Annotated in this window: 25 protein-coding genes; 10 read left to right on the top strand and 15 right to left on the bottom strand. The window is 65.1% G+C overall.

The annotated features are described in order from the left end of the window. Positions 1-9: 9 nt before the first annotated feature. From PSV26_RS20835 to purU, 3 genes are all read right to left on the bottom strand, one after another. The gene (locus PSV26_RS20835) at positions 10-1,512 is read right to left on the bottom strand and encodes an FAD-linked oxidase C-terminal domain-containing protein (protein ID WP_300573718.1); all 1,503 of its coding nucleotides are present in this window, start codon (positions 1,510-1,512) and stop codon (positions 10-12) included. A gap of 189 nt (positions 1,513-1,701) precedes the next feature. Next, positions 1,702-2,586, bottom strand: coding sequence for a LysR substrate-binding domain-containing protein (locus tag PSV26_RS20830; protein WP_300517080.1), 885 nt, complete (start codon positions 2,584-2,586; stop codon positions 1,702-1,704). A 145-nt stretch (positions 2,587-2,731) separates the two neighbouring features. Beyond that, positions 2,732-3,604 carry a formyltetrahydrofolate deformylase gene (gene purU / locus PSV26_RS20825; RefSeq protein WP_300517083.1) on the bottom strand — a complete coding sequence of 291 codons (873 nt, stop codon included), beginning with the start codon at positions 3,602-3,604 and terminating at the stop codon, positions 2,732-2,734. Between the two features lie 292 nt (positions 3,605-3,896). Between purU and PSV26_RS20820 the strand changes: the two genes are divergently transcribed. Continuing rightward, positions 3,897-5,237: an aminotransferase class III-fold pyridoxal phosphate-dependent enzyme gene (locus PSV26_RS20820; RefSeq protein ID WP_300517086.1), complete on the top strand. Its 1,341-nt coding sequence runs from the start codon at positions 3,897-3,899 to the stop codon at positions 5,235-5,237. 20 nt (positions 5,238-5,257) lie between these two features. Here the strand turns inward: PSV26_RS20820 and PSV26_RS20815 are convergent, their stop codons facing one another. Next, on the bottom strand, positions 5,258-6,148 hold the full coding sequence (locus tag PSV26_RS20815; protein ID WP_300517089.1) for a ChaN family lipoprotein: 891 nt from the start codon (positions 6,146-6,148) through the stop codon (positions 5,258-5,260). A gap of 114 nt (positions 6,149-6,262) precedes the next feature. On the opposite strand from PSV26_RS20815, the gene PSV26_RS20810 reads away from it, so the two are divergent. Continuing rightward, positions 6,263-7,321: an AbrB family transcriptional regulator gene (locus tag PSV26_RS20810; RefSeq protein WP_300517092.1), complete on the top strand. Its 1,059-nt coding sequence runs from the start codon at positions 6,263-6,265 to the stop codon at positions 7,319-7,321. Between the two features lie 10 nt (positions 7,322-7,331). Here the strand turns inward: PSV26_RS20810 and PSV26_RS20805 are convergent, their stop codons facing one another. From PSV26_RS20805 to PSV26_RS20790, 4 genes are all read right to left on the bottom strand, one after another. Then, entirely contained in the window at positions 7,332-8,471 is a 1,140-nt protein-coding gene (locus PSV26_RS20805; RefSeq protein ID WP_300517095.1) for an ABC transporter substrate-binding protein, read from the bottom strand. 170 nt (positions 8,472-8,641) lie between these two features. After that, on the bottom strand, positions 8,642-8,923 hold the full coding sequence (locus PSV26_RS20800; protein ID WP_300517100.1) for a DUF3567 domain-containing protein: 282 nt from the start codon (positions 8,921-8,923) through the stop codon (positions 8,642-8,644). A gap of 157 nt (positions 8,924-9,080) precedes the next feature. Beyond that, positions 9,081-10,184 (bottom strand): DUF3108 domain-containing protein, encoded by a 1,104-nt coding sequence (locus PSV26_RS20795; RefSeq protein WP_300573715.1) that lies wholly within the window; start codon positions 10,182-10,184, stop codon positions 9,081-9,083. After that, positions 10,181-11,014, bottom strand: a complete 834-nt coding sequence (locus PSV26_RS20790; protein ID WP_300518284.1) for an IclR family transcriptional regulator — start codon at positions 11,012-11,014, stop codon at positions 10,181-10,183. The genes PSV26_RS20795 and PSV26_RS20790 overlap by 4 nt, the downstream gene beginning before the upstream one ends. Positions 11,015-11,169: 155 nt before the next feature. Here PSV26_RS20790 and PSV26_RS20785 point away from each other — a divergent pair, with 155 nt between their 5' ends. Further along, positions 11,170-12,186: a fumarylacetoacetate hydrolase family protein gene (locus PSV26_RS20785; RefSeq protein ID WP_300573712.1), complete on the top strand. Its 1,017-nt coding sequence runs from the start codon at positions 11,170-11,172 to the stop codon at positions 12,184-12,186. 20 nt (positions 12,187-12,206) lie between these two features. Here the strand turns inward: PSV26_RS20785 and PSV26_RS20780 are convergent, their stop codons facing one another. The 4 genes from PSV26_RS20780 to PSV26_RS20765 form a co-directional block, all read right to left on the bottom strand. Continuing rightward, on the bottom strand, positions 12,207-12,812 hold the full coding sequence (locus PSV26_RS20780; RefSeq protein WP_300573709.1) for a MarC family protein: 606 nt from the start codon (positions 12,810-12,812) through the stop codon (positions 12,207-12,209). A gap of 159 nt (positions 12,813-12,971) precedes the next feature. Then, positions 12,972-13,385, bottom strand: a complete 414-nt coding sequence (locus tag PSV26_RS20775; RefSeq protein WP_300573707.1) for a VOC family protein — start codon at positions 13,383-13,385, stop codon at positions 12,972-12,974. A 60-nt stretch (positions 13,386-13,445) separates the two neighbouring features. After that, the gene (locus tag PSV26_RS20770; protein WP_300517112.1) at positions 13,446-13,820 is read right to left on the bottom strand and encodes a hypothetical protein; all 375 of its coding nucleotides are present in this window, start codon (positions 13,818-13,820) and stop codon (positions 13,446-13,448) included. Between the two features lie 44 nt (positions 13,821-13,864). Beyond that, positions 13,865-14,233 carry a TraR/DksA family transcriptional regulator gene (locus PSV26_RS20765; protein WP_300573704.1) on the bottom strand — a complete coding sequence of 123 codons (369 nt, stop codon included), beginning with the start codon at positions 14,231-14,233 and terminating at the stop codon, positions 13,865-13,867. A 156-nt stretch (positions 14,234-14,389) separates the two neighbouring features. Here PSV26_RS20765 and PSV26_RS20760 point away from each other — a divergent pair, with 156 nt between their 5' ends. The 7 genes from PSV26_RS20760 to PSV26_RS20730 all read left to right on the top strand — a co-directional run bounded on the left by PSV26_RS20760 (position 14,390) and on the right by PSV26_RS20730 (position 22,982). After that, a complete protein-coding gene (locus PSV26_RS20760) occupies positions 14,390-15,196 on the top strand; it encodes an enoyl-CoA hydratase/isomerase family protein (RefSeq protein ID WP_300518286.1) in 807 nt (268 codons plus the stop codon). Between the two features lie 243 nt (positions 15,197-15,439). Next, the gene (locus PSV26_RS20755) at positions 15,440-16,279 is read left to right on the top strand and encodes a PhaM family polyhydroxyalkanoate granule multifunctional regulatory protein (protein WP_300573701.1); all 840 of its coding nucleotides are present in this window, start codon (positions 15,440-15,442) and stop codon (positions 16,277-16,279) included. Between the two features lie 60 nt (positions 16,280-16,339). Next, a complete protein-coding gene (locus PSV26_RS20750; RefSeq protein WP_300517119.1) occupies positions 16,340-16,981 on the top strand; it encodes a glutathione S-transferase family protein in 642 nt (213 codons plus the stop codon). Between the two features lie 46 nt (positions 16,982-17,027). Continuing rightward, positions 17,028-18,311, top strand: coding sequence for an FIST N-terminal domain-containing protein (locus PSV26_RS20745; protein ID WP_300573699.1), 1,284 nt, complete (start codon positions 17,028-17,030; stop codon positions 18,309-18,311). A gap of 195 nt (positions 18,312-18,506) precedes the next feature. Continuing rightward, positions 18,507-20,456: an MFS transporter gene (locus tag PSV26_RS20740; RefSeq protein ID WP_300573696.1), complete on the top strand. Its 1,950-nt coding sequence runs from the start codon at positions 18,507-18,509 to the stop codon at positions 20,454-20,456. A gap of 48 nt (positions 20,457-20,504) precedes the next feature. Next, positions 20,505-21,554, top strand: coding sequence for a serine endopeptidase (locus PSV26_RS20735; RefSeq protein WP_300573693.1), 1,050 nt, complete (start codon positions 20,505-20,507; stop codon positions 21,552-21,554). A gap of 102 nt (positions 21,555-21,656) precedes the next feature. Further along, positions 21,657-22,982 (top strand): Ig-like domain-containing protein, encoded by a 1,326-nt coding sequence (locus tag PSV26_RS20730; protein ID WP_300573690.1) that lies wholly within the window; start codon positions 21,657-21,659, stop codon positions 22,980-22,982. 80 nt (positions 22,983-23,062) lie between these two features. Here the strand turns inward: PSV26_RS20730 and PSV26_RS20725 are convergent, their stop codons facing one another. From PSV26_RS20725 to queA, 3 genes are read right to left on the bottom strand one after another with little or no spacing between them, the layout of a single operon-like run. Continuing rightward, positions 23,063-24,064, bottom strand: a complete 1,002-nt coding sequence (locus tag PSV26_RS20725) for an aldo/keto reductase (protein WP_300573688.1) — start codon at positions 24,062-24,064, stop codon at positions 23,063-23,065. Positions 24,065-24,094: 30 nt separating this feature from the next. Continuing rightward, complete coding sequence (gene tgt / locus PSV26_RS20720) at positions 24,095-25,258, bottom strand: tRNA guanosine(34) transglycosylase Tgt (RefSeq protein WP_300573685.1); 1,164 nt, start codon at positions 25,256-25,258, stop codon at positions 24,095-24,097. Positions 25,259-25,270: 12 nt separating this feature from the next. Beyond that, the gene (gene queA / locus PSV26_RS20715; protein ID WP_300573683.1) at positions 25,271-26,317 is read right to left on the bottom strand and encodes a tRNA preQ1(34) S-adenosylmethionine ribosyltransferase-isomerase QueA; all 1,047 of its coding nucleotides are present in this window, start codon (positions 26,315-26,317) and stop codon (positions 25,271-25,273) included. Positions 26,318-26,323 lie beyond the last annotated feature (6 nt).

The raw sequence follows: 26,323 nt of genomic DNA, 5'->3' as shown, positions 1-26,323 counted from the left end.
GTGGGGGCATCAGTATCGCGGCAGGTCAGGATGCGCGATTTTCCCACCGCGCACCAGCATCTTCCCGTACTCGGCGCAGCGCTGCAGCGTCGGGATCACCTTGCCGGGATTGAGCAGGCCTTGCGGGTCAAAGGCGCGCTTGACGCCGAACATCTGCTCGTTCTCGCTGGCCGAGAACTGCACACACATGGAGTTGAGTTTTTCCACGCCCACGCCGTGTTCGCCGGTGACCGTGCCGCCCATGGCCACGCTGGTTTCCAGGATCTCGGCGCCGAACAGCTCGCAGCGGTGCAGCTGGTCGGCGTCGTTGGCATCGAACAGGATCAAGGGGTGCAGGTTGCCGTCTCCGGCATGGAACACATTGGCGCAGCGCAGGCCGTACTTGAGTTCCATCTGCTGGATGGCCAGCAGGATGTCGGCCAGGCGTTTGCGCGGAATGGTCGAGTCCATGCACATGTAGTCGGGGCTGATGCGGCCGGAGGCGGGGAAGGCATTCTTGCGGCCGCTCCAGAAGCGCAGGCGTTCGGCCTCGTTCTGGCTGACCGCAATCGCCGTGGCGCCGTGGTTGCGCAACACGGCGCTCATGCGGCCGATTTCTTCCTCGACTTCTTCCGGCGTACCGTCGCTTTCGCACAGCAGAATCGCCTCGGCCGTCAGGTCGTAACCGGCGTGCACGAAGTCCTCGACCGCCGCAGTCATGGGCTTGTCCATCATCTCGAGACCGGCCGGAATGATGCCGGCGGCAATCACGGCCGCCACCGCATCGCCCGCCTTGCGCAGGTCGTCAAAGCTGGCCATGATGCAGCGCGCCAGCACCGGCCTGGGCACCAGTTTCACGGTGACTTCGGTGGTGACGGCCAGCATGCCCTCACTGCCGATGACCACCGACAGCAGGTCGTAGCCGGCGCAGTCCAGCGCGTCGCTGCCGAACTCGACTTCCTCGCCTTCAATCGTGAAGCCCCGGACCTTGAGCACGTTGTGCAGGGTCAGGCCGTACTTGAGGCAATGCACGCCGCCCGAGTTTTCAGCCACGTTGCCGCCTATGGTGCAGGCGATCTGGCTGGACGGATCGGGCGCGTAATACAGGCCCAGCGGTGCGGCGGCTTCGCTGATGGCGAGGTTGCGCACACCGCCCTGGACCAGGGCCGTGCGGCTGGCCGCGTCGAGCTTCAAAATTTTGTTGAACTTGGCCAGCGACAGGGTGACGCCCAGCTTGTGCGGCATGGCGCCGCCGGACAGGCCGGTGCCGGCGCCGCGTGCCACCACCGGGACTTCCAGCGCATGGCAGGTTTTCAGCACGGCCTGCACCTGCTCATAGGTTTCGGGCAGGGCGACCACCAGCGGTCGCTGGCGGTAGGCGGTCAGGCCGTCGCATTCGTAAGGCGTGGTGTCTTCGTTGTTCCAGAGCAGCGCGTGCGCCGGCAGCACTGCCTGCAACGCGGCGACGACCTGGGCCTGGCGTTCGGAGCGTTCCAGCAGGTGCTGCTGCCGGGGGGCGAGAGGAGCGTTCATGGGCGGCCTTCAGGGTGAAACACGGCTTGGCGCCGGGATGAATGCACTTTAATGCAAAGTGCCTGCGCGCGGCGTGAAGAAAATGGCGGGCTTTTGTGAAAACCGGAACGCTATTTATTTGATAGCTGCTTGCGCAAAGCCGACAAGGGCTGGAGGCATAAAAGACTTGAAGGTACAGGGTGGCAGGGCCTATGTAACCGACTTTTTCAGCCATTCGGCAAAGGCGGCACATTCCCAGCGGTCCATCATGCCGGTGCGCCAGCACAGGTAGTGGGCGTGCGGGCTGGCTACATTGCGTTCGTACAGACGCACCAGGGAGCCGTGTTCCAGCCACGGCGCGCCCAGCTTGAGACGGACCAGCGCCACCCCCATGCCGGCGGCGGCGGCGTCGCACATCAGGCCGATATCGTTGAACTGCGAGCCATCGACCGGTTCGGCCCAGTCCAGGCCATGCGCGGCAAACCAGGTGCGCCAGGGCTCCAGCGGCGAGCGCAGCAGCGCTTCCCCCTCGAGGTCTTCCGCCGCGTCGAACGGCCCGTGCTCGCGCACGTAGGCGGGTGAGGCCAGCGGCGTGACTTCGTCCTTCATCAGGCAGACGTGTTCGAGGTCGGCATAACGCCCGGTGCCGAAACGCACGATCAGGTCGGCGTCTTCGGCGACCACGTCCAGCAGGGGAATCGACACCTGCAGCGTCAGGTCGATCTCGGGGTAGGCATCGGTGAACTGGCGCAGGCGCGGGATCAGGATGGAGCGGGCAAAGGTCGGCGTGACCGCCAGCCGCAGCTTGCGTTTGCCGGGGCTGCCGCTCTGGCCGGCGGTGCCGGGAAACTTCTGCAGCGTCGCCAGACCCTCGCGCACATGGGCCAGGTATTCGCTGCCTTCGGTGGTCAGTGAAAAATCGGCCCGGCCGAACAGCTTGGTGCCGATGATCTGCTCAAGCTGCTTGACGCGGTGGCTCACCGCGCTGGGCGTGACATTGAGCTCTTCCGCCGCCTGCGTGACGCTGCGCAGCCGCGCCAGCGTCTCGAAGGTCAGCAGGCACTGGATGGGCGGAATACGGCTGGCTGTCCCCATTCCTAGACTGCTTCCAGAAATTCGAGCACCGGGATGCAGGGCAAGGCGCACGGAGCGCAGGACACCGGAATGCACTTGGGTGCATGAGGATTCCGAGCACCGCGCAACGCAGCCCCGCGCCCGGCGATCGGATTTATGGAGGCAGTCACTTGAATATCACCGTCTTGTGGCCGTTCAGCAGCACCCGGTGTTCGCTGTGCCAGAGCACGGCGCGCGCCAGCACCTGGCTTTCGGTGTCCCGGCCCATGGCGGTCAGGGCCTGCACGGTCTTGCTGTGGTCGGCCCGGGCCACGTCCTGCTCGATGATGGGCCCCTCGTCGAGGTCGGCCGTCACGTAATGCGCCGTGGCACCTATCAGCTTCACGCCGCGGGCATGGGCCTGGTAGTAGGGTTTGGCGCCCTTGAAGCTGGGCAGAAAGGAGTGGTGAATGTTGATGGCACGGCCGGCGAGCTTTTTGCACAGGTCGTTGCTCAGGATCTGCATGTAACGCGCCAGCACCACCAGTTCGGCGCCTTCGGCCTCGATGATGTCGTATTGTTTCTTTTCGGCCTTCTCCTTGGTCGCAGCCGTGACCGGAATGTGGTGAAAGGGCACGTTGTAGCTGGCCGCCAGCTGGTAAAAATCCCGGTGGTTGGAGACGATGGCGCGAATGTCCAGCGGCAGCAGCCCCGACTTCCAGCGAAACAGCAGGTCGTTCAGGCAATGCCCTTCCTTGCTGACCATGAGCACCGTGCGCATGGGTTCGGTGGTCTGGTGCAGGCCCCAGCGCATGTCGAACAGCACGCCCAGCACGCCGACCTGTTCCTTGAGCTCTTCAAAGGAGAGCTGGTCACAGGTGAAACTGACGCGCATGAAAAACAGGCCGGTGGCGTCGGCCGCCGGGTCGTCGCGCTTGTCGTCGCTGAACTGCGCCGCTTCCAGGATGTTGCCGCCGCGTTCGAACAGAAAGCCGGAAACCGCATGAACAATGCCCGGACGGTCCGGGCAGGACAGGGTGAGGATATAAGTAGGACTCATGGGGGATGAATTGTCGCAGGTGGCCGGCCGCCAGGTGTTTGCCGGAAAGCAGATTGTCGCCGGGAGTGCCAGAATGCATGACTTAGTACTGCAACCCGAAAATATCGAAACATGAAAGCGCGCCTTCGTACCCATGGCGGCGTTGCAATCCTTGCGAAGGCGTACAGCCTTCGCTGCGGCTTGCGCCTTGCCCTGGACACGAAGCCATCACTTTCATTTTGTTTCGCTACTTCCGTGCTGCAGTACTAGCGCCAAAACCCGGCAGCCCTTTTTTCTAGCAGGAGATTTCGTCATGGCCTATCAGGACTTCAACATGGACCACCAGTGGTTGCCGTTCACGCCGAACCGCAGCTTCAAGAAGGACCCGCGGGTTTTTGTGAAAGCCGACGGCATGTTTTTCACGACGCATGACGGCAAGCAGGTGCTCGACGGCATTTCCAGCCTGTGGTGCGTGGGCGCCGGCCACAACCGCAAGCCGATCAACGAAGCCATCAAGAAGCAGCTCGACACCCTGGACTACGCCACCGCCTTCCAGGCCAGCAACGACCAGGCCTTCAAGGCCGCCGACCTGATTGCCGGCATGGCGCCCGGCGACCTGAACCAGGTGCTGTTCTGCAATTCCGGTTCGGAAGCGGCCGACACCTCGCTCAAGGTGGCGCTGGCGTACCACCGCGCACGCGGCGAGGGCCACCGCAATGTCTTCATCGGGCGCGAAAAGGGTTACCACGGCGTCGGTTTCGGCGGCATGAGTGTGGGCGGCATTCCGGCCAACCGCAAGGTCTACGGCTCGGCCTTGCTGCCGCGGGTGGACCACATGCGTTTCATCCACGACCCGGTCAAACACGCCTACATCCATGGCGCCGAGCCGGTCTGGGAGGAGGACATCCTGCTGGAGCTGGAGCAGCGCATTTTGCCGCTGCACGACGCCAGCAATATCGCTGCCGTGATCGTCGAGCCGGTGGCCGGCAGCGCCGGCTGGTACCTGCCGCCCAAGGGCTACCTCAAGCGCCTGCGCGAGATCTGCGACAAACACGGCATCCTGCTGATTTTTGACGAGGTCATCACCGGCTTCGGCCGCATGGGAACCAACTTCGGCGCCGACTACTACGGCGTGGTGCCCGACATGCTGAACTTCGCCAAGTGCGTGACCAACGGCGTGATCCCGCTGGGCGGCGTGATCTGCTCCGACCGCATCTACAACACCATGATGGATGCCAATGCCGACAGCCCGGCCCATGCGGTCGAGTTTTTCCATGGCTACACCTACTCGGGCCATCCGGTGGCCTGCGCCGCGGCGATTGCCACGCTGGGCCTGTTCAAGGAAGAAAAGCTGTTTGAACGCGCCGGACAGATGGGCACCGTGCTCGGTGACGCCATGCACAGCGGCTTCAAGGGCCTGCCCCATGTGGTCGGCATCCGCAGCCTGGGCCTGGCCGGCGCGGTGGAGCTGGCGTCCATCGCCGGCGCGCCGGGCAAACGCGCGTACGACATCTTCATGGACTGCTTCAAGCACGGCGTGCTGGTGCGCCCGGCGGCCGAGAACATCGTGATCTGTCCGCCCTACATCGTGGAGAAAGAGCACATTGAGCGCATCGTCAGTGTGGTGGCGGATTCCATCAGGAAGAACGCCTGAGTCACTGACCGTGGCCGGGGCTACTTCGCCCCGGGCGTTTCCCTCAAACTGGCGCAGTAGTCCTGCTCCGGCACGACCGGGGTCGGCCAGACGGCATCAAACGCCGCCCTGCTTTCGGCCTCCTGGCGCGCATCCGGCGTGGCCGCTGCCGGACCGGCGCGCAGCTGCACGGCCTTGACGGCCAGGCCGGGCGGCAGGTGCTGGGGAACGCCCAGCGAGCGGTTGACATGGCCGCTGCCGGCCAGCAACACCACTGTTTTTCCAGGCAAGGCCGCCTGCTGCAGCGTGCGCGCCATGCGGATGTCGCGCGCGATCTGGATGCGTGTCATCGGGGAGATCCGGTCCTCCGGCAACACGCCGCAGTGGCCGATGCGTATCAGCTGCTGCTGGGCCTTGAGCGCGGGGCCGGGCAGGGGCTGGTCCAGCAGGCCGTCGGCCATGGCGCCCCGCATCTGCGCCGGCGGCAGGTTGGCGCCCAGCACCGGCACGCCGGCCTTGACGGCCGCCATCACCGCCGGGCCATAGGCGGTCCAGGGCCAGCTTTTGTTGTTCCAGCCCAGGGAGGCCTGCACCTGCAACTGGGTGCTGTTCGATTTCAGGGCCGCGGTGCTGGTACCCGCCTCGGCCATCTCCAGCGCCACCGCCGCCAACTGGCCGCGTACCGCCAGGTACTCGATGACCTGCCGGTGAATGTCCTGGTGCTCGGCCGCATCGTGCTGCTCGCCGAGCAGGATCACGTCGGCAGGCAGCAGGGCCTCGGTGCGTGCCGTGATGTCATTGGGTGCATGCGGAAACAGCCGGGGTTCGGGCACCCTGGCGCAGGCGGCCAGCAGCACGAGCAGCAGCGGGGCCAGGACGGCGTTGCGCCGGCAGGTGTTCGCAGGGGAAGGGGGTGGGGTGTTCGTGGCCATGCTCAGGGCGATACTAGACCTATCTGACAACCGGCGGCGGCCGGTCAGCCAAAACCCTGCATCTCTCCCTTTCCTGTTCCTGTTCCTGTTCCTGTTCCTGTTTTTCTGCCCCCGATGCGCCTCAAGCCCTTTCATGTTGTGTTCACCCTGCTGCTGGCGCTGGCGGGCGCCTGGCTGTGTGTCTGGATCGGCACGCCCCTGCCGTGGATGATCGGTCCGCTGCTGGCCACGGCCTGCGCCTCGATCGCCGGCGTGCCGACCGCCAGCTGGCGGCCGCTGAACAACAGCGGCCAGTGGGTGATCGGCACCGCGCTGGGGCTGTACTTCACGCCGCAGGTGACCGCGCTGGTCGGCAGCCTGTGGTGGGCCATTGCGCTGGCGATTGTCTGGGCGCTGGGTCTGGGCCTGGCCTTTGGCGGCTGGCTGCACCGTGTCAACGCACCGCGCATGCCCGGCGTGCCGGCGCCGGCGATGCGCGCCACCAGTTATTTTGCGGGGGCCATAGGCGGCGCTTCCGAGATGACCCTGCTGGCCGAACGTGCCCATGCGCGCACCGACCTGGTGGCGGCCTCGCACAGCCTGCGGCTGCTGCTGGTCACGGTGACGATTCCTTTTGCGATGCAGTTCAGCGGCCTGCATGGCCTGGACCTGAACCCGCCGGTGCTGCGCGCGGTGAACGGGCCGGGTCTGGTCGCGCTGGCCGGGGCCACTGCCACCGGCGCCTGGCTGATGCTTCGGCTGGGCCGGGCCAACCCGTGGTTCATGGGGCCGCTGCTGGTGACCATGGGCCTGACGATGGCCAGCCTGCACCTGTCGGGCATCCCGCCCTGGTTAACCAATACCGCGCAACTGCTGATTGCCGTGGGACTGGGCGTGCGGTTTTCCCCGACCTTTCTGCACGCCGCGCCGCGCTGGATGGCCTCGGTGGTGCTGGGCACCCTGGTCATGCTGGTGCTGTGCAGTGGCTTTGCCGCGCTGCTGGCATGGGCCACCGGCCTGCCGCTGGCCACGCTGATTCTGGGCACCTCCCCGGGCGGCATCGCCGAGATGGCCATCACCGCCAAGGTGCTGCAACTCGGTGTGCCGGTGGTCACCGCGTTTCAGGTGTGCCGGCTCGTGGCGGTACTCATTCTGGTGGCCCCGCTGTACCGCAGGCTCTACCCGGCGGACTGAGTCCGCGCCCTCAATGCCGGAATTTGCCGTCGCGTGTGACGATGGCCAGATCCACCAGCGTCATGCCGGTGTGCGAACCCGGCAGGTAGCTGGCCCGCAGGCCGTTCAGGTCGATGCTGCCGACGTTGTGCAGGCCGCGCACAAAGCTTTCGCGTGTCGGTTCCTTGCCGGCCAGCTCAAGGGCCGCGACCAGGGCCTTGGCCGTCAGGTAGCCTTCCAGGCTGCCATAGGAGAACTCCTGGCCCGGTTTCAGGCGTGCGAATTCTTCCTGGTACTCGCGCGTGATGCCTGTCTTGCGCTCCCAGGGGCTGGGCACCACCTGGGAAAACACCATGCCGTGCGCGAGTTCACCCAGGTGTTTGGCGAGCTGCGTCGAGCCCGAATTCACGCCGCTGAAGGTGGCGCGCACGCCTTGCTTGCGGGCCTGGCGGATCAGCCGTTCGTACATGGCGGCGCCGCCGTGGTTGATCACCACCTGGGCCCCGGTCGCGGCGATGCGCTGGGCCATCTGCTCGATCTGCACGTCGCTCACATCGGATTTGAAGGGCAGATCCGCCACCAGCTCCATGCCCAGGTCCCGGCACAGCAGCCTGACGTTCTCCAGGTGTTGCTGGCCGGTCTCGGAGTCGGAACGGACAAAGGCCACGCGCGTGGTCCCGGTTTTCTTCGCGTAGTCGAGCAGTGCGCGGAACTCTTCCCGGTGTTCGGTGCGCACCGGGAAAACCAGCGGCTGATACGGGCGGCGCAGCGTGGGCGAACCGGCCATGGGCCCGAAAAACGGCACGTTGAGGTCCACTGCCGCTTTCATCACGGCGGTGGACGGGCCGCCTTCGATCGAACCGAACAGGATGAACACCTTGTCCTGCGTCACGAGCTGGCGGGCATTGGCCTCGGCCCTGGCCGACTGGTTGTCATCGTCCAGCGTCCTGAGCACGACCTGCCGACCGTTGACGCCGCCACGGGCATTGACGGCCTGCAGGTAGGTCTGGATGCCCTCCTGCACCGCCATGCCGTAGTCGTTTTTTCCGCCCTGCAGCGTGATGTTCTGTCCAACCAGGATCTGGCGTGGCGATACGCCGTCGGCGGCCAGCGCCCAGTGTGTGCACAGCACAAGGCAACCGGCAAGCAGTCGGGAAAAAGAAGGAGTCATGGTCAGGTCCCGGGGCAAGGTGATGGCGGAGGCCCCATTTGCCATCGCTTCGGCGGATGGCCGATGTAAACAAATGTTGCATGGCCTCCCTTAACGCTGTCTTAAGGCCGTCAATGACCTTCAGGAATCGTCGGGGACCCGCTCTGGGGCCGACGGCTGCGCGGCAGTCGTCAGTGCAGCCCCACTGGCGTGTGCGCCAGCTCGGCATAACTTTCGAGCATGTCCTCGAGTTCTTCCTGCGTCGGCGTGTTTTTTTGCCAGACGTTCAGGCGCTGCTGGAAAAGTTCGGCCCAGGAGCCGTCCAGATAGACCTCCTTGCCGGAGCGTTTGTCGACAATCTCGAAGCCGTTGCGGGCAAGCTGGGGCACGGCCGGAGCGGGCGCAGACTCCTCCGGGGCGTTGGCATGGATCTGCATCACCGCGAAGGATTCGGAGTCGTAGAGCATGTGCATGGTGTGGTTTCCTTCTTGTACCCATATATCAACGGCCGGGCGAAGTTCAAGACACACAGGGTAAATCCCTGAAACACGCCGAAATGTCCTGAATTGCCCGGAAATGCCAAAAAAATCACAGCGTGACGACAAGGGGCGCGGTGGCGCCCGTGTGACATCAGGGTTTTTCGACTGCGCGCAGTTGCTGGTCGATGAAGTCACCGTTTTGCTGGGTGATGCGGCTGCGCACCGGCAGGTAGTCCATGGACGGCGCGAACCAGATTTCGACGGTCTGGTCATGGTCGCGCTGCGGCTTGCGGGTGAGCTTGAGCGTGGCCGCCTCGCCGACGGGCAGCTTGAGGGTTTCCTCGGATTCGACGGTGAAGGTCCAGGTGTCGACTTCGCGCGGGCCGGCGGTGTACAGCGACACGCTGGCGCCGACCGGGTAGCTGGCCGGCGCGCCGGCCAGCAGGCTGCCCAGTTGCAGGAAAACACTCAGACGATCCTGTGCGCCGCGCAGCCAGGGCGCGTCTGGCGTGTTGGCACTGAAGCTGATCGTGCCCTTGTCGGCCTGGAAATGGGCCGCGCGTTCGCTGCGGGACTTGTCCAGAAAACGCGTCGGCGCGAGTCCGTCGGCGGTGATGCGCCCGCTGCTGGTCATGCTGCGTGATCCGAGGAACAGGGCGCTGACCACCATTTTGGCGTCATAGGTCTGGCCGTCCTGCAACCAGTCGAGCTGGGCAAAGGCGCTGTAGTCCAGGTTTTTGGCGCGACCCGTCATCGCGTATTTGAGGCGCACCGAGCCGGGGATGGTCAGGGCGGTGCTGGCGCCGGGCAGGGGGGGGGGCGGTGGTGTTTGCGTGGGAGTGGGAGTGGGTGCGACCGGTTCTGTCGGTGTTGCGGCGGTCTCGGCCGGCTGGCCCGGCGGGTCAGCCGGGGCGGTGCTGTCCGTGGTTGCAGGCGCTATTGATTCGATAGCTGGTGGCGCAGTCAATTCGGGGGCTGTAGCCCGATTTGACGGTGAAAGGGGAGGGCGGCGCCGGACTGGCTGGGCGCGCACCGGCGGGGCAGCGGGGGCGCTGGCCAGCGCCGGTTCGGGCTTGATCTCCAGCGTTCGTGTGATGAAGGGGCGTGGCGCGGTCGCCTGCGGGTCGGGCACCGGCCCCCAGGCCAGCGGCGCCGCCTGCAGCAGCAGGACATGGGCCAGTACCACGAGCGAGGTCAGGGTGATCAGGGGGCGCGCCGGCAGCGCTGGTGCCTGCCGGGCGGGCGGGGTGTTCATGCCCCTGTGAATCCCAGATCGGCGGAAAGTTGCCGCGCCGCTGCCGCCAGGGGGCTGGCCACCGCGCCGTCCCAGGCGGGGTCGAAATTGGCCAGCGAGCCCATCGCCACCATGCCCAGCACCAGGTGGCCGTCGGCGTCGAACACCGGCGCGCAGAATCCGGCCACGCCGGGCAGCAGGGTGTCCACCACGCGTGACAGGCCGCGCCGGCGCACCTCGTCCAGTAGCGCCGTGACCTCGGCCATGGTTTTGGGCACGTCCTTGCGGGCGAGCTTGTGCATGCGTGCCAGTTCGTCCCTGAGCAGCGGCGTCAGGCGGTCCTGGGCGGGTGGCCTGGTCGCCGGGCCTTTTTGGCTGCGGCTGCCGGCGGGCTGCGCCATGAAGGCGGAGAAACACAGGCCGGTGGCCGAGGACAGCAGGGGCATCACGTCGCCCAGTCGCAAATTGACGGTCACCGCCTGCGGCGACTCCTCCCAGTGCACGATGGTGGGTCCCTGGTTGCCCCACACCGCCAGCGCCAGGGTCTGGCCGATCTGCTCCATCAGCGGTCCCAGGCGCTGGCGCGCAAGTTTGACGCTGTCCAGGCGTGACAGGGAGGCCAGGCCCAGCTTGAGCGCCGCCGGGCCGAGGTCGTAACGTGTGGTGCCCGGGTCTTGCGCCACCAGCTCGAGCCGCTGGAAACTCACCAGGTAGCGGTGCGCCTTGGCGGCGCTCATGCCGGCAGCAAAGGCGAGGTCGCGCAGCATCAGCGCGCCCGGCGAGGCGCTGAGCACCTGCAGCAGACTGAAACCAACCTCCACCGACTGGATGCCGGCGCGCTGGGCGGGCAGAACGGACGGTGATGAGGGGGGGGCGGTTTTGCGCTCTTTCATGGAATTCGACTAAAATTGAAAATTACATTTAGGTAAATTGATTTCACTTATCGTAACTCCAATTTCTTGCCGCGATCCGTCGCCGTGCATCCCACCTTCTCCTAAGGAACCCCATGAAGCTCGCAACCTACAAAGACGGCTCCCGTGACGGCCAGCTGGTGGTCGTCTCGCGCGACCTGTCGACGGCCCATTATGCGACGGGCATCGCCACCAGATTGCAGCAGGTGCTCGACGACTGGAACTTCCTCGCCCCGCAATTGCAGGACCTGTACGAGACGCTGAACAACGGCAAGGCGCGCCACGCGTTTCCGTTCGAGCCGGCGCGCTGCATGGCACCGCTGCCGCGCGCCTACCAGTGGGCTGACGGCTCGGCCTACATCAACCATGTGGAGCTGGTGCGCAAGGCGCGTGACTCCGAGGTGCCCGACAGTTTCTACAAGGACCCGCTGATGTACCAGGGCGGCAGCGACGACTTCATCGGCCCCTGCGACGACGTGGTCTGCCCCAGCGAGGACTACGGCATCGACTTTGAAGCCGAGGTCGCGGTCATCACCGGCGACGTGCCCATGACCAGCACGCCCGAGCAGGCGCTCGAAGGCATACGCCTGGTGATGCTGGCCAACGACGTCAGCCTGCGCAACCTGATCCCCAACGAACTCGCCAAGGGCTTTGGGTTTTTCCAGAGCAAGCCGGCCACGGCCTTCAGCCCGGTGGCGGTCACGCTGGACGAACTCGGCGACGCCTGGGACCATGGCCGCCTGAACCTGACCGTGCAGAGCACCTGGAACGGGCGCAAGGTCGGCATGTGCGACGCCGGTCCGGAGATGACCTTCCACTTCGGCCAGTTGATCGCCCACATCTGCAAGACGCGCAATGTGCGCGCCGGCTCCATCATCGGCTCTGGCACCGTCAGCAACAAGGGTGTCGAGGTCAAGGGCAAGACCGACTGGCCCAAGGGCTACAGCTGTATCGCCGAAAAGCGCGCCATCGAAACCATCCAGGACGGCAAGCCCTCGACGGCTTTCATGAAGTACGGCGACACCATCCGCATTGAAATGAAGGGAAAGGACGGCGAGCTGATTTTCGGCGCGATCGACCAGAAGATCGTGCCGGCGACACCGGCCAAATAAGGGGCGGGGCTGCGCGCCCCTCAGACCGCAGCGCGCGTCTGCGTGATGAACAGCTGGATGCCGCGCAGCAGCATCTCGACCGAGATCGCCACCAGGATCAGGCCCATCAGTCGCTCGAAGGCCGTCAGCAGACGGTCGCCCAGCATCCGCTGGATGCGTTCGGCCAGCACCAGGACCACAGCGCACACCGCCATGGTGACGCACAGGGCCGCCACCCACTCCATGCGCCGGGCCGGTGCCTGCGAGACCAGCAGCAGCACGGTGGCCAGCGCCGAAGGCCCGGCCAGCGCGGGAATCGCCAGCGGCACGATCAGGGGTTCACCCTGCAGCGGCTCTGCTTCCGGGTGGCCGCCGGGGAAAATCATGCGCAAGGCGATCAGGAACAGGATGACGGCGCCGGCGATCTGCAGCGAGAGTTCGCTGAGGTTCATCAGGCGCAGGAAGCGGTCGCCGACAAACATGAAGGCCAGCAGCAGCAAAAAGGCGATCAGCACCTCGCGCAGGATCACAAAGGCGCGGCGCTCGGGCGCGACGTGACGCAGCGCGTTGGCAAAAATCGGGATGTTGCCCAGCGGATCAGTGATCAGGAGCAGCAAAATGGTGGCCGAGGCAAAGGTGTAATTCATGTCAGCCCCCACGCTCACTCACTGCGAGCCTGCGGCCGCTCGCTGCCCCTTGCACGGGGAAAGGGGCGCTGCGCCTGCGGTCCGGCAAAGCCGGTCCCTGCTTGAGTGAAGAGGTCACCCGATAGCCCGCTGCGCGGTGGCGTGCTCACCGGCCCCTCCTCATGACGCGTAAATCGCGTCCAGGTCGCGGAAACCCTTGATCTCCAGCGGGTTGCCGAAAGGGTCGCAGAAAAACATGGTCCACTGCTCGCCCGGCTGGCCTTCAAAACGCACTTGAGGCGCGAACAGGAAGTCGGTGCCGGCGGCCTGCAGGCGCCCGGCCATGGCCTGCCAGTCGGGCAGCGCCAGGACCAGCCCGAAATGCGGCATGGGCACCAGCGTGTCGCCGACATGGCCGGTGCGCTCGGTCTTGAACGGCTGGCCCAGGTGCAGCGAGAGCTGATGGCCCATGAAGTCGAAATCGACCCAGCTCTCGGTACTGCGGCCTTCGGCGCAACCGAGCACGCCGCCGTAAAAACGGCGGGCCTCGTCGAGATCGGTGACATTGAAGGCGAAATGAAACAGGCTGCGCATCCGGTCAAGGATAGCAGCCTGTGCGCCGCCGGTTGCTGTCCCGGCGAAAAAATCCGCAGCTCAGACGGTCGAAGGATCGGCCGCCATGTTGTCGAACTTCTTGAAGTACTGTCGGGCCAGCGCGACCAGCTGGGCGTCGCTCGGATGGTCGGCGGCCACCGAGTCCACCACAGCGTCGGCCACGGCCGGCAGGTGGCTGCTGCACCAGTCGCGGAACTGGTTGCGCACCAGGCCGGGGCCGGTGAGCAGCACTTCATGCGTGCCGTTCAGTGCCCGGGCGACATCGGCAAAAAAGGCGGCGCTGTCGTCGGCCTTGCCCTGGTGTTTGTGGTGTGTGCGTGACTTGATGCGCTGGGCTTCCATGTGTTCGCGGTCAAACATCACCACGTGGGCTTCGGACTGGTCGATCCAGACAACGGCGTGAAAAGTACTCATGAAATCCTTTGTAGAAAAAGAGGGGTAAAGAAAGAAAAGGGGGGTCAGGCAGGACGCGTTTGCTCTGCCTTTTCCTGGCAGGCGATGCAGCGCCAGGCTTCGGGGCTGGCCTGCAGCCTGGCGGCAGGAATGGTCACGCCGCAGTCGGTGCATAAACCGTAGGTTCCGGCTTCGAAGCGGGCCAGTGCCGCGTCGATTGCAGTGAGCTCGGCTGTTTCGCGCTCGCCCAGGGCGAATTCGAGTTCACGTTCGGTGGCCACCTGGGCACGCGAGTCCTCCGGCTGGCCGAAATGGTCGGCGGCGGCATCAGCGCGGCTGACGGTTCCGCCACGCTGCGCCGAGATCTGTGCGAGCAGGGCGACGCGCATGTCCAGCAATTGCTGTTGATAGGGTGCGCTGTGTTGTTTGTCCATGGGGTGTTCCTTCTTGTCTGGTACTCATGTCCATCATGCGCCATGGCGTCATGGCCCCGGTTGATGAAGGTCAAGCGGTCGGCGCCTGATCTGTGCGGGGCACAATTCAGGGATTCCTTTTTGCCACCTGACGGAGACACCATGACTGCCCAGACGATGGATTACAGCGCCTACCAGACCCTTCACATCACCCGCCGCGGTGCCGGCGGAGCGGTGCTGGACATCCAGATGAAGGCCCTCAACGGCAAATTGCCGACGGCCGGCCACGACGGACACCGGGAGCTCGCGCAGATCTGGCGCGACGTGGGCAGCGACGACTCGGTGCGCTGCGCCGTATTGCGCGGCGAAGGCCTGGGTTTTTCCGGCGGCGGCGACCTGGCGCTGGTGCAGGACATGGCCGACGACTTTGCCACCCGCACCCGCGTCTGGAAAGAAGCGCGCGACCTGGTCTACAACGTCATCAACTGCGACAAGCCCATCGTCAGCGCGCTGCACGGGCCAGCGGTCGGCGCCGGTCTGGTGGCGGGCCTGCTGGCCGACATTTCGATTGCCGCCAGAAGCGCCAAGATCGTGGACGGCCACACGCGCCTGGGTGTGGCTGCCGGCGACCACGCGGCCATCATCTGGCCCCTGCTGTGCGGCATGGCCAAGGCCAAGTACTACCTGATGCTGTGTGAGCCGATCAGCGGCGAGGAGGCCGAGCGCATCGGACTGGTTTCCCTGGCCGTCGACGAAAACGAGCTGTTGACCAAGGCCTATGAGGTCGCCGACCGTCTGGCCGCCGGCTCGCAAACCGCCATCAGCTGGACCAAGTACGCACTCAACAACTGGCTGCGCCAGGCCGGCCCGGCTTTCGACGCATCGCTGGCGCTGGAGTTCATGGGTTTTGCCGGCCCCGACGTGCGCGAAGGTGTGGCCAGTCTGCGTGAGCGCCGACCACCATCCTATGGCGCCAAACCCTGATTTGCTATTGAATCAGTAGCTGCTTGCGCATGTCAGGCAAGGGCTCGCGGCTGATTTTTATTGAAGCTTTGGCTGCGGCGGCAAGGCGGGGCAGGTGACCCGGGTGGATGCGAGGCGCCGGCTGGGGGCAGAAAAAACGGGTTGACGCGCCGCCCCGACCCTGCACAATGAAAGCACCTTGAACCGCAAGTCAGTGCAATGCCGCAGGACTTCGGGCACTTCCTACAACATCAGGAGACAACCATGAGCGACGCAGACAACCCTTCTTTTGCCGGGTTCGGCAAACTGGTCCCGGGCTTTGATTTCCTGCAGAACCTTGCCAAGCAGGCGGCCGGCAGCGCGTCGCAAAGCATTCCCCAGCTGCCCAACCTGGGCAACTGGGTTGCGCCGACGCTCAATGTCGAGGAGCTCGACAAACGCATCGAGGAGCTCAAGGCCGTCCAGTTCTGGCTGGACCAGAACGCCATGGCGCTCAAGGCCACCATCCAGGCGCTGGAAGTGCAGAAGATGACCCTGGCCACGCTCAAGGGCATGAATTTCAACATGGGCGATGTGGCCAACGCCTTCAAGCTCAAGGTCGCCGATACGGTGGCGAGCGGGGTGCAGAAAGTGGCCGGCAAGGCCAAGACGTTCTCGGGGCTGGAAGTCCCCCCTACCAGTTATCAGAACAGTGAGACGGCCGCGAAGGCCAAAGCCACGAGGCCCAAAGCTGAAAAAGCCGCTGCGCCGGCGCCTGGCGTGGTCGACCCCATGCAGTGGTGGGGCGCGCTGACCCAGCAGTTCCAGCACATCGCCACCACGGCCATGCAGGACGCCGCCAAAAAAACCGCCATGAGCACGACGAAAAACATGGCCACCGGGCTGGCCAGGGATGCGATGAAAACCGCCACCGGCATGGCCACCGACCTGGCCAAGGGCATGGCCAGTTCCGCAGGCCAGACCGTGGCGCGGGGCGCCCGCTCGGCGATGGACAGCGCGTTGCGCAGCAGCCAGGCCTGGCCCACTCCGGCGGCGGCCAAAACCGCGGCGCGCGCCAAACCCAAGCCGAAAGCCAAGGCGCCGGTGCGCAAGACCACGCGTTGAAACCCTGCCGCGCCGGTGGCCGGCTGGCAGTCACCTGAAAGAAAGCGAGAAAGCGTTCCCATGTACCGTCTTCATGGTTTTTGCCAGTCGGGCAACACCTTCAAAGTGGCTTTCCTGCTGCGCGCCCTGGGCCATTCCTGGGAGCCGGTTTTTGTGGACTTCATGAAAGGTGTCACGCGCACCGGGCCCTGGCGGGAGCAGACCAACGAGATGGGCGAGGCGCCGGTACTGGAGGACGGCACGCGCCGCCTCACGCAGTCAGGCGTCATCCTGGGCTACCTCGCGAAAAAACACGGCGCGTATGACGGCGCCACGGAAGACGACCGGCTGGAGGTGCTGCGCTGGCTGTTTTTCGACAACCACAAGTTCACCAGTTACTTCGCCACCTACCGCTTCATGAAGGCCTTCGGCCCCGCCACGCCCGACCCGGCCGTGATGGCCTGGCTGCGCGCGCGGATGGACGCCGCCTTTGCCATCGTCGACAAACATCTGGCCACACGCGAGTGGATGGTCGGCGGGGCGGCCACCATCGCCGACTTCTCGCTGTCCGGTTACCTTTTTTACCCGCTGGAGGAAAGCGGCTATGAGGTCGCCGGGCGATACCCTCACATCGAGGCATGGCTTGCGCGCCTGCGCGGGCTGCCTGGCTGGGCCTCGCCTTACGATGTGCTTCCCGGAGAGCGACTGCCGCCCAAGTGGTGAGGCGGCTCGCCAGTGCCAACCTGTCCTGACCTGTCCTGATAAGCCCATGAAACTTTTCCCCTACGGCCACGCCACCCACCCGCAATGGCGCATGGCGGCCGGCCTGGTGCTGGCCCAGCTGCGAGCGCAGATGGTCCTGCATGGTTATGCCAGCTCGCCGGGTCTGGGCCTGCTTTACATCACCGACCACTACACCGCGCAGGCGCAGGACATCCTGGACTTCCTCGGTGCCGAGCTGCCAGAAATCACCGACTGGGCGGGCACGGTCGGCATTGGCATCGCGTCGAACAACGTCGAGTATTTCGACGAGCCCGCGCTGGCGGTGATGCTGTGCGAACTGCCGTCGGACCAGTACCGCGTGTTTTCCGGCGTGTCGCCCCTGCCGCCGCCCGGCGCCAGCCATTTCCAGGCGCATACCGCGCTGGTGCATGCCGACGCCGGCACCCCCGACGTGGCCGAGCTGATCGCCGAGATGGCCCAGCGCACCAGCAGCGGCTATGTGTTTGGCGGGCTGGCGTCGAGCCGCAGCAAGGCGGTCCAGTTTGCGCTCAGCGGCAGCGGCAATGTGAAGGGGCAGGGCGCCGCCGGCGGCGTGTTCAGCGGCGGCCTGAGCGGGGTGGCCTTTGCCCAGGGCGCCGGCCTGATGTCCCGCGTGACGCAAGGCTGCCAGCCGGTCTCGCCGGAGCATGAGATCACCGCCTGCGACGCCAATGTGGTGACGGAACTGGACGGCGAGAGCGCACTCGAGGTGATGCTGGCCGACCTCGGCGTGTCGCTCGATGCGCCGCGCGAGGCGCTCGAAAAAGTGCGCACCACGCTGGTCGGCCTGAGCAGCGCCGACGCCGCCCTGCAGGATGGCCGGATCCGGCGTCCGGGCCAGTTCGGGGCCGATGTGCTGGTGCGTCACATCATCGGCCTGGACCCGGCGCGCCAGGGCGTGGCCATTGCCGAGGTGCCCAGCCCGGGCATGAGGCTGGCTTTTTGCGAACGCAACGCCGAGGCGGCGCGCGCCGACCTGGTGCGTATCTGCGCCGAGATCCGCGAGGAACTGGAGCCGGAAGAGTTGACGCTGGAAGTCGCCAGTGCGCTGAGCGCGTCCGAGGCCGAATCGGCCCCGCACCCGGCCCGGCGCATCGCGGGCGCCATCTACATCAGCTGCGCCGGGCGCGGCGGCCCGCACTTCGGCGCGCCCAGTGCCGAGCTGCAGATTGTGCGGCGTGCCCTCGGCGACGTGCCGCTCGTCGGTTTTTTCGCGGGCGGCGAAATTGCGCGCCACAACCTCTATGGCTACACCGGCGTGCTGACGGTGTTCACTTCAGCGGACGGCTAGGCATCCAGGCTTCGCCTGGCACCGGTCGCGCATTGCCTGCCGGCGGTTCGCAGCCGGGGCGGGAGCTGCCGCGGAGCTGTCATGAAAAGCAGGGCAGAATCCGCTTCAGCCTTGCGCGCGCAAACCGACAAACCGACAAACCGGCAACCGGGCGCGGGTCGCATCACCAGCCGAAAAAATCAGGAGCAGTCCACCATGCGTGCCGAAACAGTCGTTGAGGTAGCCCCGCCGCCGCCGCACGGGCATCCGGATCAGTTCGCCCTCTTGAGCCAGCGCCGCTTCGCGCCCTTCTTCTGGACCCAGTTCTCGGGTGCCGCCAACGACAACCTGTTCAAGTTCGCCTTCACCGTGATGGTGACCTACCAGCTCAGCGTGAGTTGGTTGCCGCCCGCCTTGGCGGGGCTGGTGATAGGCGCGCTGTTCATCCTGCCCTTTCTGCTGTTTTCGGCCACCAGCGGGCAGCTCACCGACAAATACGAAAAGACGCGCGTGATCCGTTTCGTGAAGAACCTGGAAATCGTGATCATGGGGGTGGCAGCCGCCGGTTTTCTCAGCAGTGAGGTGAACCTGCAGGTGCCGCTGCTGCTGACCTGCACCTTTTTGATGGGGCTGCATTCCACGCTGTTTGGTCCGGTCAAGTTCGCCTACCTGCCGCAGGCCCTGAACGAGCGCGAGTTGACCGGCGGCAACGGCATGGTGGAGATGGGCACGTTTGTCGCCATTTTGCTGGGCAACATCGTCGGCGGGCTGATGGTGGCCGTGCCGGGTGTGGGTCCGCTGTATGTGGCGCTGTCCTGTGTGTTGCTGGCCGTGGCGGGGCGAGTGGTGGCGCAGTTCATTCCTTCGGCGCCCGCCACCGACCCTGGCTTGACGATCAACTGGAACCCGTTCACGGAGACCTGGCACAACCTGCGGCTCGCGTACGGCAACATCGTGGTGTTTCGCTCCATGCTGGGCATCAGCTGGATGTGGTTTTTCGGCGCCGTCTTCCTGAGCCAGTTTCCGAGTTTTGCCAAGGAGGTGATGCACGGCAACGAACAGGTGGCCTCCTTGCTGCTGGTGGTGTTCTCGATAGGCATCGCCACAGGATCGCTGCTGTGTGAGGTGCTGAGTCGCCGGCATGTGGAGATCGGGCTGGTGCCGCTCGGCGCCATCGGCATGAGCGTGTTTGCGATCGACCTGTATTTCTCCTCGCGCGGACTGCCGGCCTCACCGATCATGGGCCTGGCTGCCTTTGTGGCGCAGCCGGCGCACTGGCGCGTGATGGCCGACCTGGCGCTGCTGAGCCTGTTTGCCGGTTTGTACAGCGTGCCCATGTATGCGCTGATCCAGCTGCGCAGTCAGCCGACCCACCGCGCCCGCATCATCGCTTCCAACAACATTCTCAATGCGCTGTTCATGATCGTCAGCGCCGTTCTTGCAGGCGCCCTGCTCAAGGCCGACTTCAGCATTCCGCAGGTCTTCCTGTTTGTGGGCCTGGCCAATGCGGTGGTGGCGTTTTACATTTTCATGCTGGTGCCGGAGTACCTGCTGCGTTTTATCGCGCTGATCGCCTCGCGCTGCATTTACCGATTCAAGGTCAAGGGCGACGACAACATTCCCGCGCAGGGCGCGGCCGTGCTGACCTGCAACCATGTGAGTTTTATCGACCCCCTGCTGTTGATGGCGGCCAGCCCCCGCCCCATTTATTTCGTCATGGACCACCGCATTTTCAACATGCCGGTGTTCGGCTGGCTGTTCCGGCTCGCCAGGGCAATCCCGATCGCGCCGCGCGACCAGGACCCGGCGGCTTATGACGCAGCTTTCGAAGCGGCTGCCAAGGTGCTGCGCAACGGCGACCTGCTGGCCATTTTCCCGGAAGGCGGCATCACCCGGGACGGCGAGCTTCAACCCTTCAAGGGCGGCATCATGAAGATCCTGGAGAACGCCGGACGTGATGGGCTGAGCGTGTCCGTCGTTCCCATGGCCTTGACCAATCTCTGGGGTTCCTTCTTCAGCCGTATCGAGCAAGGCGGCGCCATGGTGCGGCCGTTCCGCCGCGGCCTGCTGAGCCGGGTCGGCCTGAATGCCGGACCGGCCATTCCGGGCGCGCAGGTGCAGCCGGACATGCTCCGGGCCAGGGTTTTGGCACTGCAGAAAACCTGACACTGCAGGCTGCCTCGTTACACACTTTTCCCTGAAACTGGAGCCTCCATGAGCAAAGCATTACGACTGTCCGAAAAATGGTTTCAGCGCGGCCTCTGGCTGGTCGCCTTGGTGTTCGCCGCCTTCCTGATCGGCCTGGGCAGCACCGTCGTGGGCGACCTGCCGCAGGTCGAGAAGGTCCTGACCCTGGACGATTTCATCGAGCAGCCCGCTGCCACCGAGGCACGCGAGAGTCTCAAGACGGCGGAGCGCCAGGGCCGCCAGGCGCAGGAAGCGCTGGAGCAGGCGCGGCTCAAGCTGCGCGTGGCCCAGGCCAATTCGCGCTCGGCCGGCGAGACCTTCAGCAACTGGCTGGCGACGCGGCGCGCGACCGATCGGGCCGAACAGGACCCGGAGCTGGTTGAACGGACACGTGCGCTGGATACGCTGAAGGCGGCCGAGCGCCAGGCGCTGGCCACGATGGAAGCCGAGCAGCAAAAGGCGCTGGATGCCAGCCAGGGCGCGACGCGCACGCGTGAACGCATTGTCGAGCTGGAGCGTGCGGCGCAGGACAAGTGGCAAAAAGCGCAGCGCGCCCAGGAGCTGCGCGTTTTTCTGTACCGGCTGGCGCTGACCCTGCCGCTGCTGGTGGCGGCCGGCTGGCTGTTTGCGAAAAAACGCAAGAGTACTTACTGGCCTTTTGTCTGGGGCTTCATTTTTTTTGCGTTGTTCGCCTTTTTCGTCGAGCTCGTGCCCTATCTGCCCAGTTATGGCGGTTATGTGCGCTACATCGTCGGCATTGTCGTCACGGTGCTGGTCGGGCGGCAGGCGATTGTTTCGCTGAACCGTTATCTGGAAAAACAGAAACTGGCCGAACAGCTGCCCGACGCACAACGCCGCGAGGAACTCAGCTACGACACGGCGCTGACGCGCCTGTCCAAAGGCGTATGCCCCGGCTGTGAACGCGCGGTGGATCTGAAAAACCAGGAGATCGACTTTTGCCCGCACTGCGGCATCGGCCTGTTTGACCATTGCGGCATCTGCACGACGCGCAAAAGCGCGTTTGCCAAGTTCTGTCATGCCTGCGGCGCGGATGCCAAAACGGCGTCCTGTCCTTGACGGTTTTCGCTCGCCGCCTACGCTCGGCGCCCTTCTTCTCTTACAGGTATTACGCTTCGTTGCGATCACAGTGGGCAAATCCTTACTCCAGGTTTGAACACCATGAAAAAACAGATTCGCAACCAGGTGGCAGCCCTTTTTCTGCTGCTTCCCGCCGCCACCGCCCTGCTGGTCCTGCCGGGCACGGTCCTGGCACAACCCGCCGCCCTGGAGTTGCGATCACTGCAGGTGGGAACAGACGACGGTCTCCGGGCCGGCGCCACTCTGGAGTTCACGGTGGAAGGCTCACCGCGCGGCCAGGTCAGCCTCAATGTTCGCGGTGTGCCCCGCACCATCGTGCTCAAGGAAACCGCACGGGGGGTCTACACGGGAAGCTACACCCTCCGGCGCCAGGACCGGATCACGGAAAGCAGCGCCATACGTGCCACGTTGAAAGTGCGCAACCGCAGCATCGCGACCAACTACACCTTTCCCGCCGGCATCGCACGCCAGGACGTGGCTGCGGCGCCGCCGGTCGGCCTGAAAATCGACCGCTTCACGGTGGCTCCGGTCGACAAGCTCGAACCGGGCGCTGAACTTCGCTTCACGCTGAACGGCGCGCCAGGCGGTACGGCAGATTTCGACATTCCCGGTGTCATCAACAACGTCGCGATGCGCGAAGTGCGGCCCGGTGTGTATGAGGGCGCCTACACCATCCGTCGTCTGGACAACCTCGCACCCTCACGGCCTGTCGTTGCCACCCTGCGTGTCGGCGACCGCGCGGTGACCTCCACCCTGACCCAGCCTCTGATGGCCGATGCGAAGCCGCCCGTGATCCGCAACCTGTCGCCACGCGACGGTGAGTCCATCACGCGCAGCGCCAACACCTCGGTGTCCGGCACCTTTGACGATGCCGGCGGCGTGGGCGTGGACCCCAAAAGTGTTCGCATCATGCTGGCCGGGCGCGATGTCACCGCCGCGGCCCAGATCACACCGCAGTTCTTCACCTACCGCGCCGACCTGCCGGCCGGCCGCTACGCCGTGGACGTGACCGCCAAGGACATGGTGGGCAATGCCGTGCGTCAGACCTGGAGTTTTGACGTGGCTTCGGCCGTGAGCGCCGCGCCTGCGACCGTGCTGTTGCAGGTCACCAGCCACGCCAACAACGCTTCGGTCGAAGGCAGCCCGGTGGTGGTGCGCGGCCGCACCGCCCCAGGCGCGGTGGTCGATGTCAAGGTCAGCGCCGTCGGAACGCTCGCCGGCCTCTTCGGGCTGAACCAGGACTTGCTGACGCAGCGGGTTCAGGCCGATGGCAACGGCAACTTCTCCTTCAGCTTCTCGCCGCAGTTTCCGCTGCCTGGCACCCGTTACGAGGTGTCGATGACCGCCGGCAAGGACGGCATGGTGGCCACCGAAACCAAGCTGGTGCTGTTCCAGAAGCAGGGTTGAGCCGGAATTCAAGTAAAAACTGCCTGCAGCCCTTATGCACAGGGCGCAAGCAGCTACTGATTTAATAGCATGTTATAGACTCAGACCGGGCGACCGTAAAAGGGGTAGCTCGGGTCGTTGTAGCCGTGGCTGGAGGCGTGGCCCGGAATCACCAACGCGTTGATGAAGGCCTCGTCGTCGCGGTCCAGCACCAGCTCGGTCGCGCCGTAGACGTCTTCCAGGTGTGAGAGCAGGCGCGGTCCGGCAATCACCGAGCTGACCAGCGGATTGGCCAGCACCCAGGCGGCGGCAAACTGCCCCGGGACCCAGCCTTTGGCCTCGCAGCGCGCCTTGATCTTCTGGGCAATGACCAGTGACTCTTCGCGAAACTCGGTTTCCAGGATGCGCTTGTCCCCGCTGCCTGCGCGTGTGCCTTCGGCCGGTGGCTGGCCCGGCGGGTACTTGCCCGTGAGCACGCCGCGTGCCAGCGGGCTGTAAGGCACAACGCCCAGGCCATAGTGGCCGCAGGCCGGCAGGATTTCCACCTCGGGGCCGCGGTTGAGCAGGTTGTAATAGGGCTGGCAGACCACCGGTTGCGGCGCGCCGGTTTGTTCGCAGAGGCGCACGATCTCGGCAATGCGCCAGCCACGAAAGTTGGACAGGCCAAAACTGCGAATTTTCCCCGCGCGAATCAGGTCACCGATGGCTCGCACCGCTTCTTCAAGATTTTCGCCATGGAAGTCGCGGTGCAGGTACAGGATGTCGAGATAGTCGGTGCCCAGCCGCGCCAGGATGGCATCGGTCTGCTGCATGATCCAGCTGCGCGAATAATGGCCCTGGTTCACACCCGGGCCGGCCTGGTTGCCCAGCTTGCTGGCCAGCACCCAGTGCGAACGTTGCCCGGCCAGCAATTGGCCCAGCAAGGTCTCCGACCTGCCTTCGTTGTAAACGTCGGCGGTGTCGATGAAATTGATGCCGTGGTCTTTCGCTGAAGCGACGATGCGCGCCGCCTCGTCGTCCGGCGTCTGCTGGCCGAACATCATGGTGCCCAGGCACAGGACGGACACCTTCAGGTTGCTGCTTCCAAGGCGGCGGTATTGCATGGGAACTCCTTGTTTCTGATTGACAGCGGGCTAGACGCCGCGCTGCCGGTCCTGCCTGAATTGCTGCACAAAGGCGCCGAAGCGGCCGGCGTCGAGCGCGTCGCGCACCTCCTGCATCAGGTTCAGGTAGTAATGCAGGTTGTGGATGCTGCTGAGCATGGGGCCCAGCATTTCGCCGCAGCGATCCAGGTGGTGCATGTAGGCACGGCTGAAATTCTTGCAGGTGTAGCAGCTGCAGGTGCTGTCCACCGGCGCCTCTTCGGTTTTGTAGCGGGCATTGCGGATCTTCAGGTCGCCGAAACGCGTGAACATGTGGCCGTTGCGCGCATTGCGGGTCGGCATCACACAGTCGAACATGTCCACGCCCGCACCGACGCCTTCGACCAGGTCTTCCGGCGTGCCCACGCCCATCAGGTAACGCGGTTTGTGGGCGGGAAGGCGGTGCGGTGTGTGCGCCATGATGCGCTGCATTTCCTCCTTGGGCTCGCCGACACTGACGCCGCCGACGGCGTAGCCGGGAAAGTCCATCTCGACCAGTGCATCGAGCGATTCCTGGCGCAGGTTTTCAAACATGCCGCCCTGCACGATGCCGAACAGCGCGTTGGGGTTCTCCAGCCGGGCAAACTCGTCCTCACAGCGTTTCGCCCAGCGCCGGCTCAGCTCCATGGAGTACCGTGCCTCGTCCTCGGTCGTGATATGGCCCTTGGTGTCGTAGGGCGTGCATTCGTCGAACTGCATCACGATGTCGCTGTTCAGGATGGTCTGGATCTGCATCGAGATCTCGGGCGTCAGGAACAGCTTGTCGCCGTTGACGGGTGAGGCGAACCTCACGCCTTCTTCCGAAATCTTGCGCATCTCGCCGAGCGACCAGACCTGGAAGCCGCCGCTGTCGGTCAGGATGGGCTTATGCCAGTTCTCGAATTTGTGCAGGCCGCCGAACTGGCGCAACACGTCCAGCCCAGGCCGCATCCACAGGTGAAAGGTGTTGCCCAGGATGATCTGCGCGCCCATTTCGTGCAGCGACTGCGGCATCACGCCCTTGACCGTGCCATAGGTGCCGACCGGCATGAAGATGGGGGTTTGCACCACGCCGTGGTTCAGGGTGAGCGTGCCGCGGCGGGCAAAGGAGCCCGGGTAGGCGCCTTCGGGTCCGGTGGTAGCCGCGTCGGTGGTCAGGACTTCAAATTTCAGCATGGGGGGATTGTCTCAGGGGCTTCGTTGCAGCAGCATGGCGTCGCCGTAGCTGAAGAAGCGGTAACGCCGGTTGATGGCGTGGCGGTAAAGCGCCATGATGTGTTCGTAACCGGCAAAAGCGCTGACCAGCATCATCAGCGTGCTTTTGGGCAGGTGGAAATTGGTCAGCAACAGGTCCACCACCTGGAACTCGAAGCCCGGTGTGATGAAGATGTTGGTGTCCTTGTAATCGGGGCCGAACCTGGCCGCTGACTCGAGGGCGCGCACGCAGGTGGTGCCGACCGCGACCACCCGGCCGCCTCTGGCCTTGCAGTCCTGGATGGCCTGCAGCGTGGCCTGCGGCACCTCGAAGCGCTCGAAATGCATCACGTGGTCGGCGATGTTTTCGGCCTTCACCGGCTGGAAAGTGCCGGCGCCGACGTGCAGCGTGACGGTGGCGCGTTGCACGCCACGGGCGGCCAGCCGGGCCAGCACGGATTCGTCGAAATGCAGCGCGGCCGTGGGCGCGGCCACGGCGCCCGGGTTCCTGGCAAAAACTGTCTGGTAGCGCTGCTCGTCCACGGCCGAGTCGGTGTGGGTGATGTACGGCGGCAGCGGTACATGGCCGTGGCTGGCCATCAGCGCATACGGATCGCTGCTCATGGCGAAGCGGTACAGCGGCCCATCCTCGTTCGGCCAGCGGCCCAGCAGTGTGGCGGTGAAGCCGCCGTCCATCTGCAGCACTGCACCCGGCAGCGGCTTCTTGCTGACCTTCATGTGGGCGGCGACTTCGTGGCCCGCCTCCGGCGTGGGCGACAGCACCCGTTCGATCAGCAGTTCCAGCCGGCCGCCGCTGCTTTTCTGCCCGAACAGCCGCGCCTTGACGACCTGGGTGTCGTTGAGCACCAGCAGGTCGCCCGGCTGCAGCAGGTCCGGCAGCTCGGTAAAACGCCGGTCCACGGGCGAGTCGCTGCGCCCGTCCAGCAGGCGCGAGGCGCTGCGTTCGGCGGCGGGGTGCTGGGCGATCAGTTCGCCGGGGAGTGTGAAATCAAAGTCACTGAGGCTGAACAAGGTCTTCATGGATGC

Origin of the sequence: Polaromonas sp., assembly GCF_029945685.1 — a bacterium.
Taxonomy (GTDB): Bacteria; Pseudomonadota; Gammaproteobacteria; order Burkholderiales; family Burkholderiaceae_C; genus Polaromonas.
This window is presented reverse-complemented; position numbering and strand designations above follow the sequence as displayed.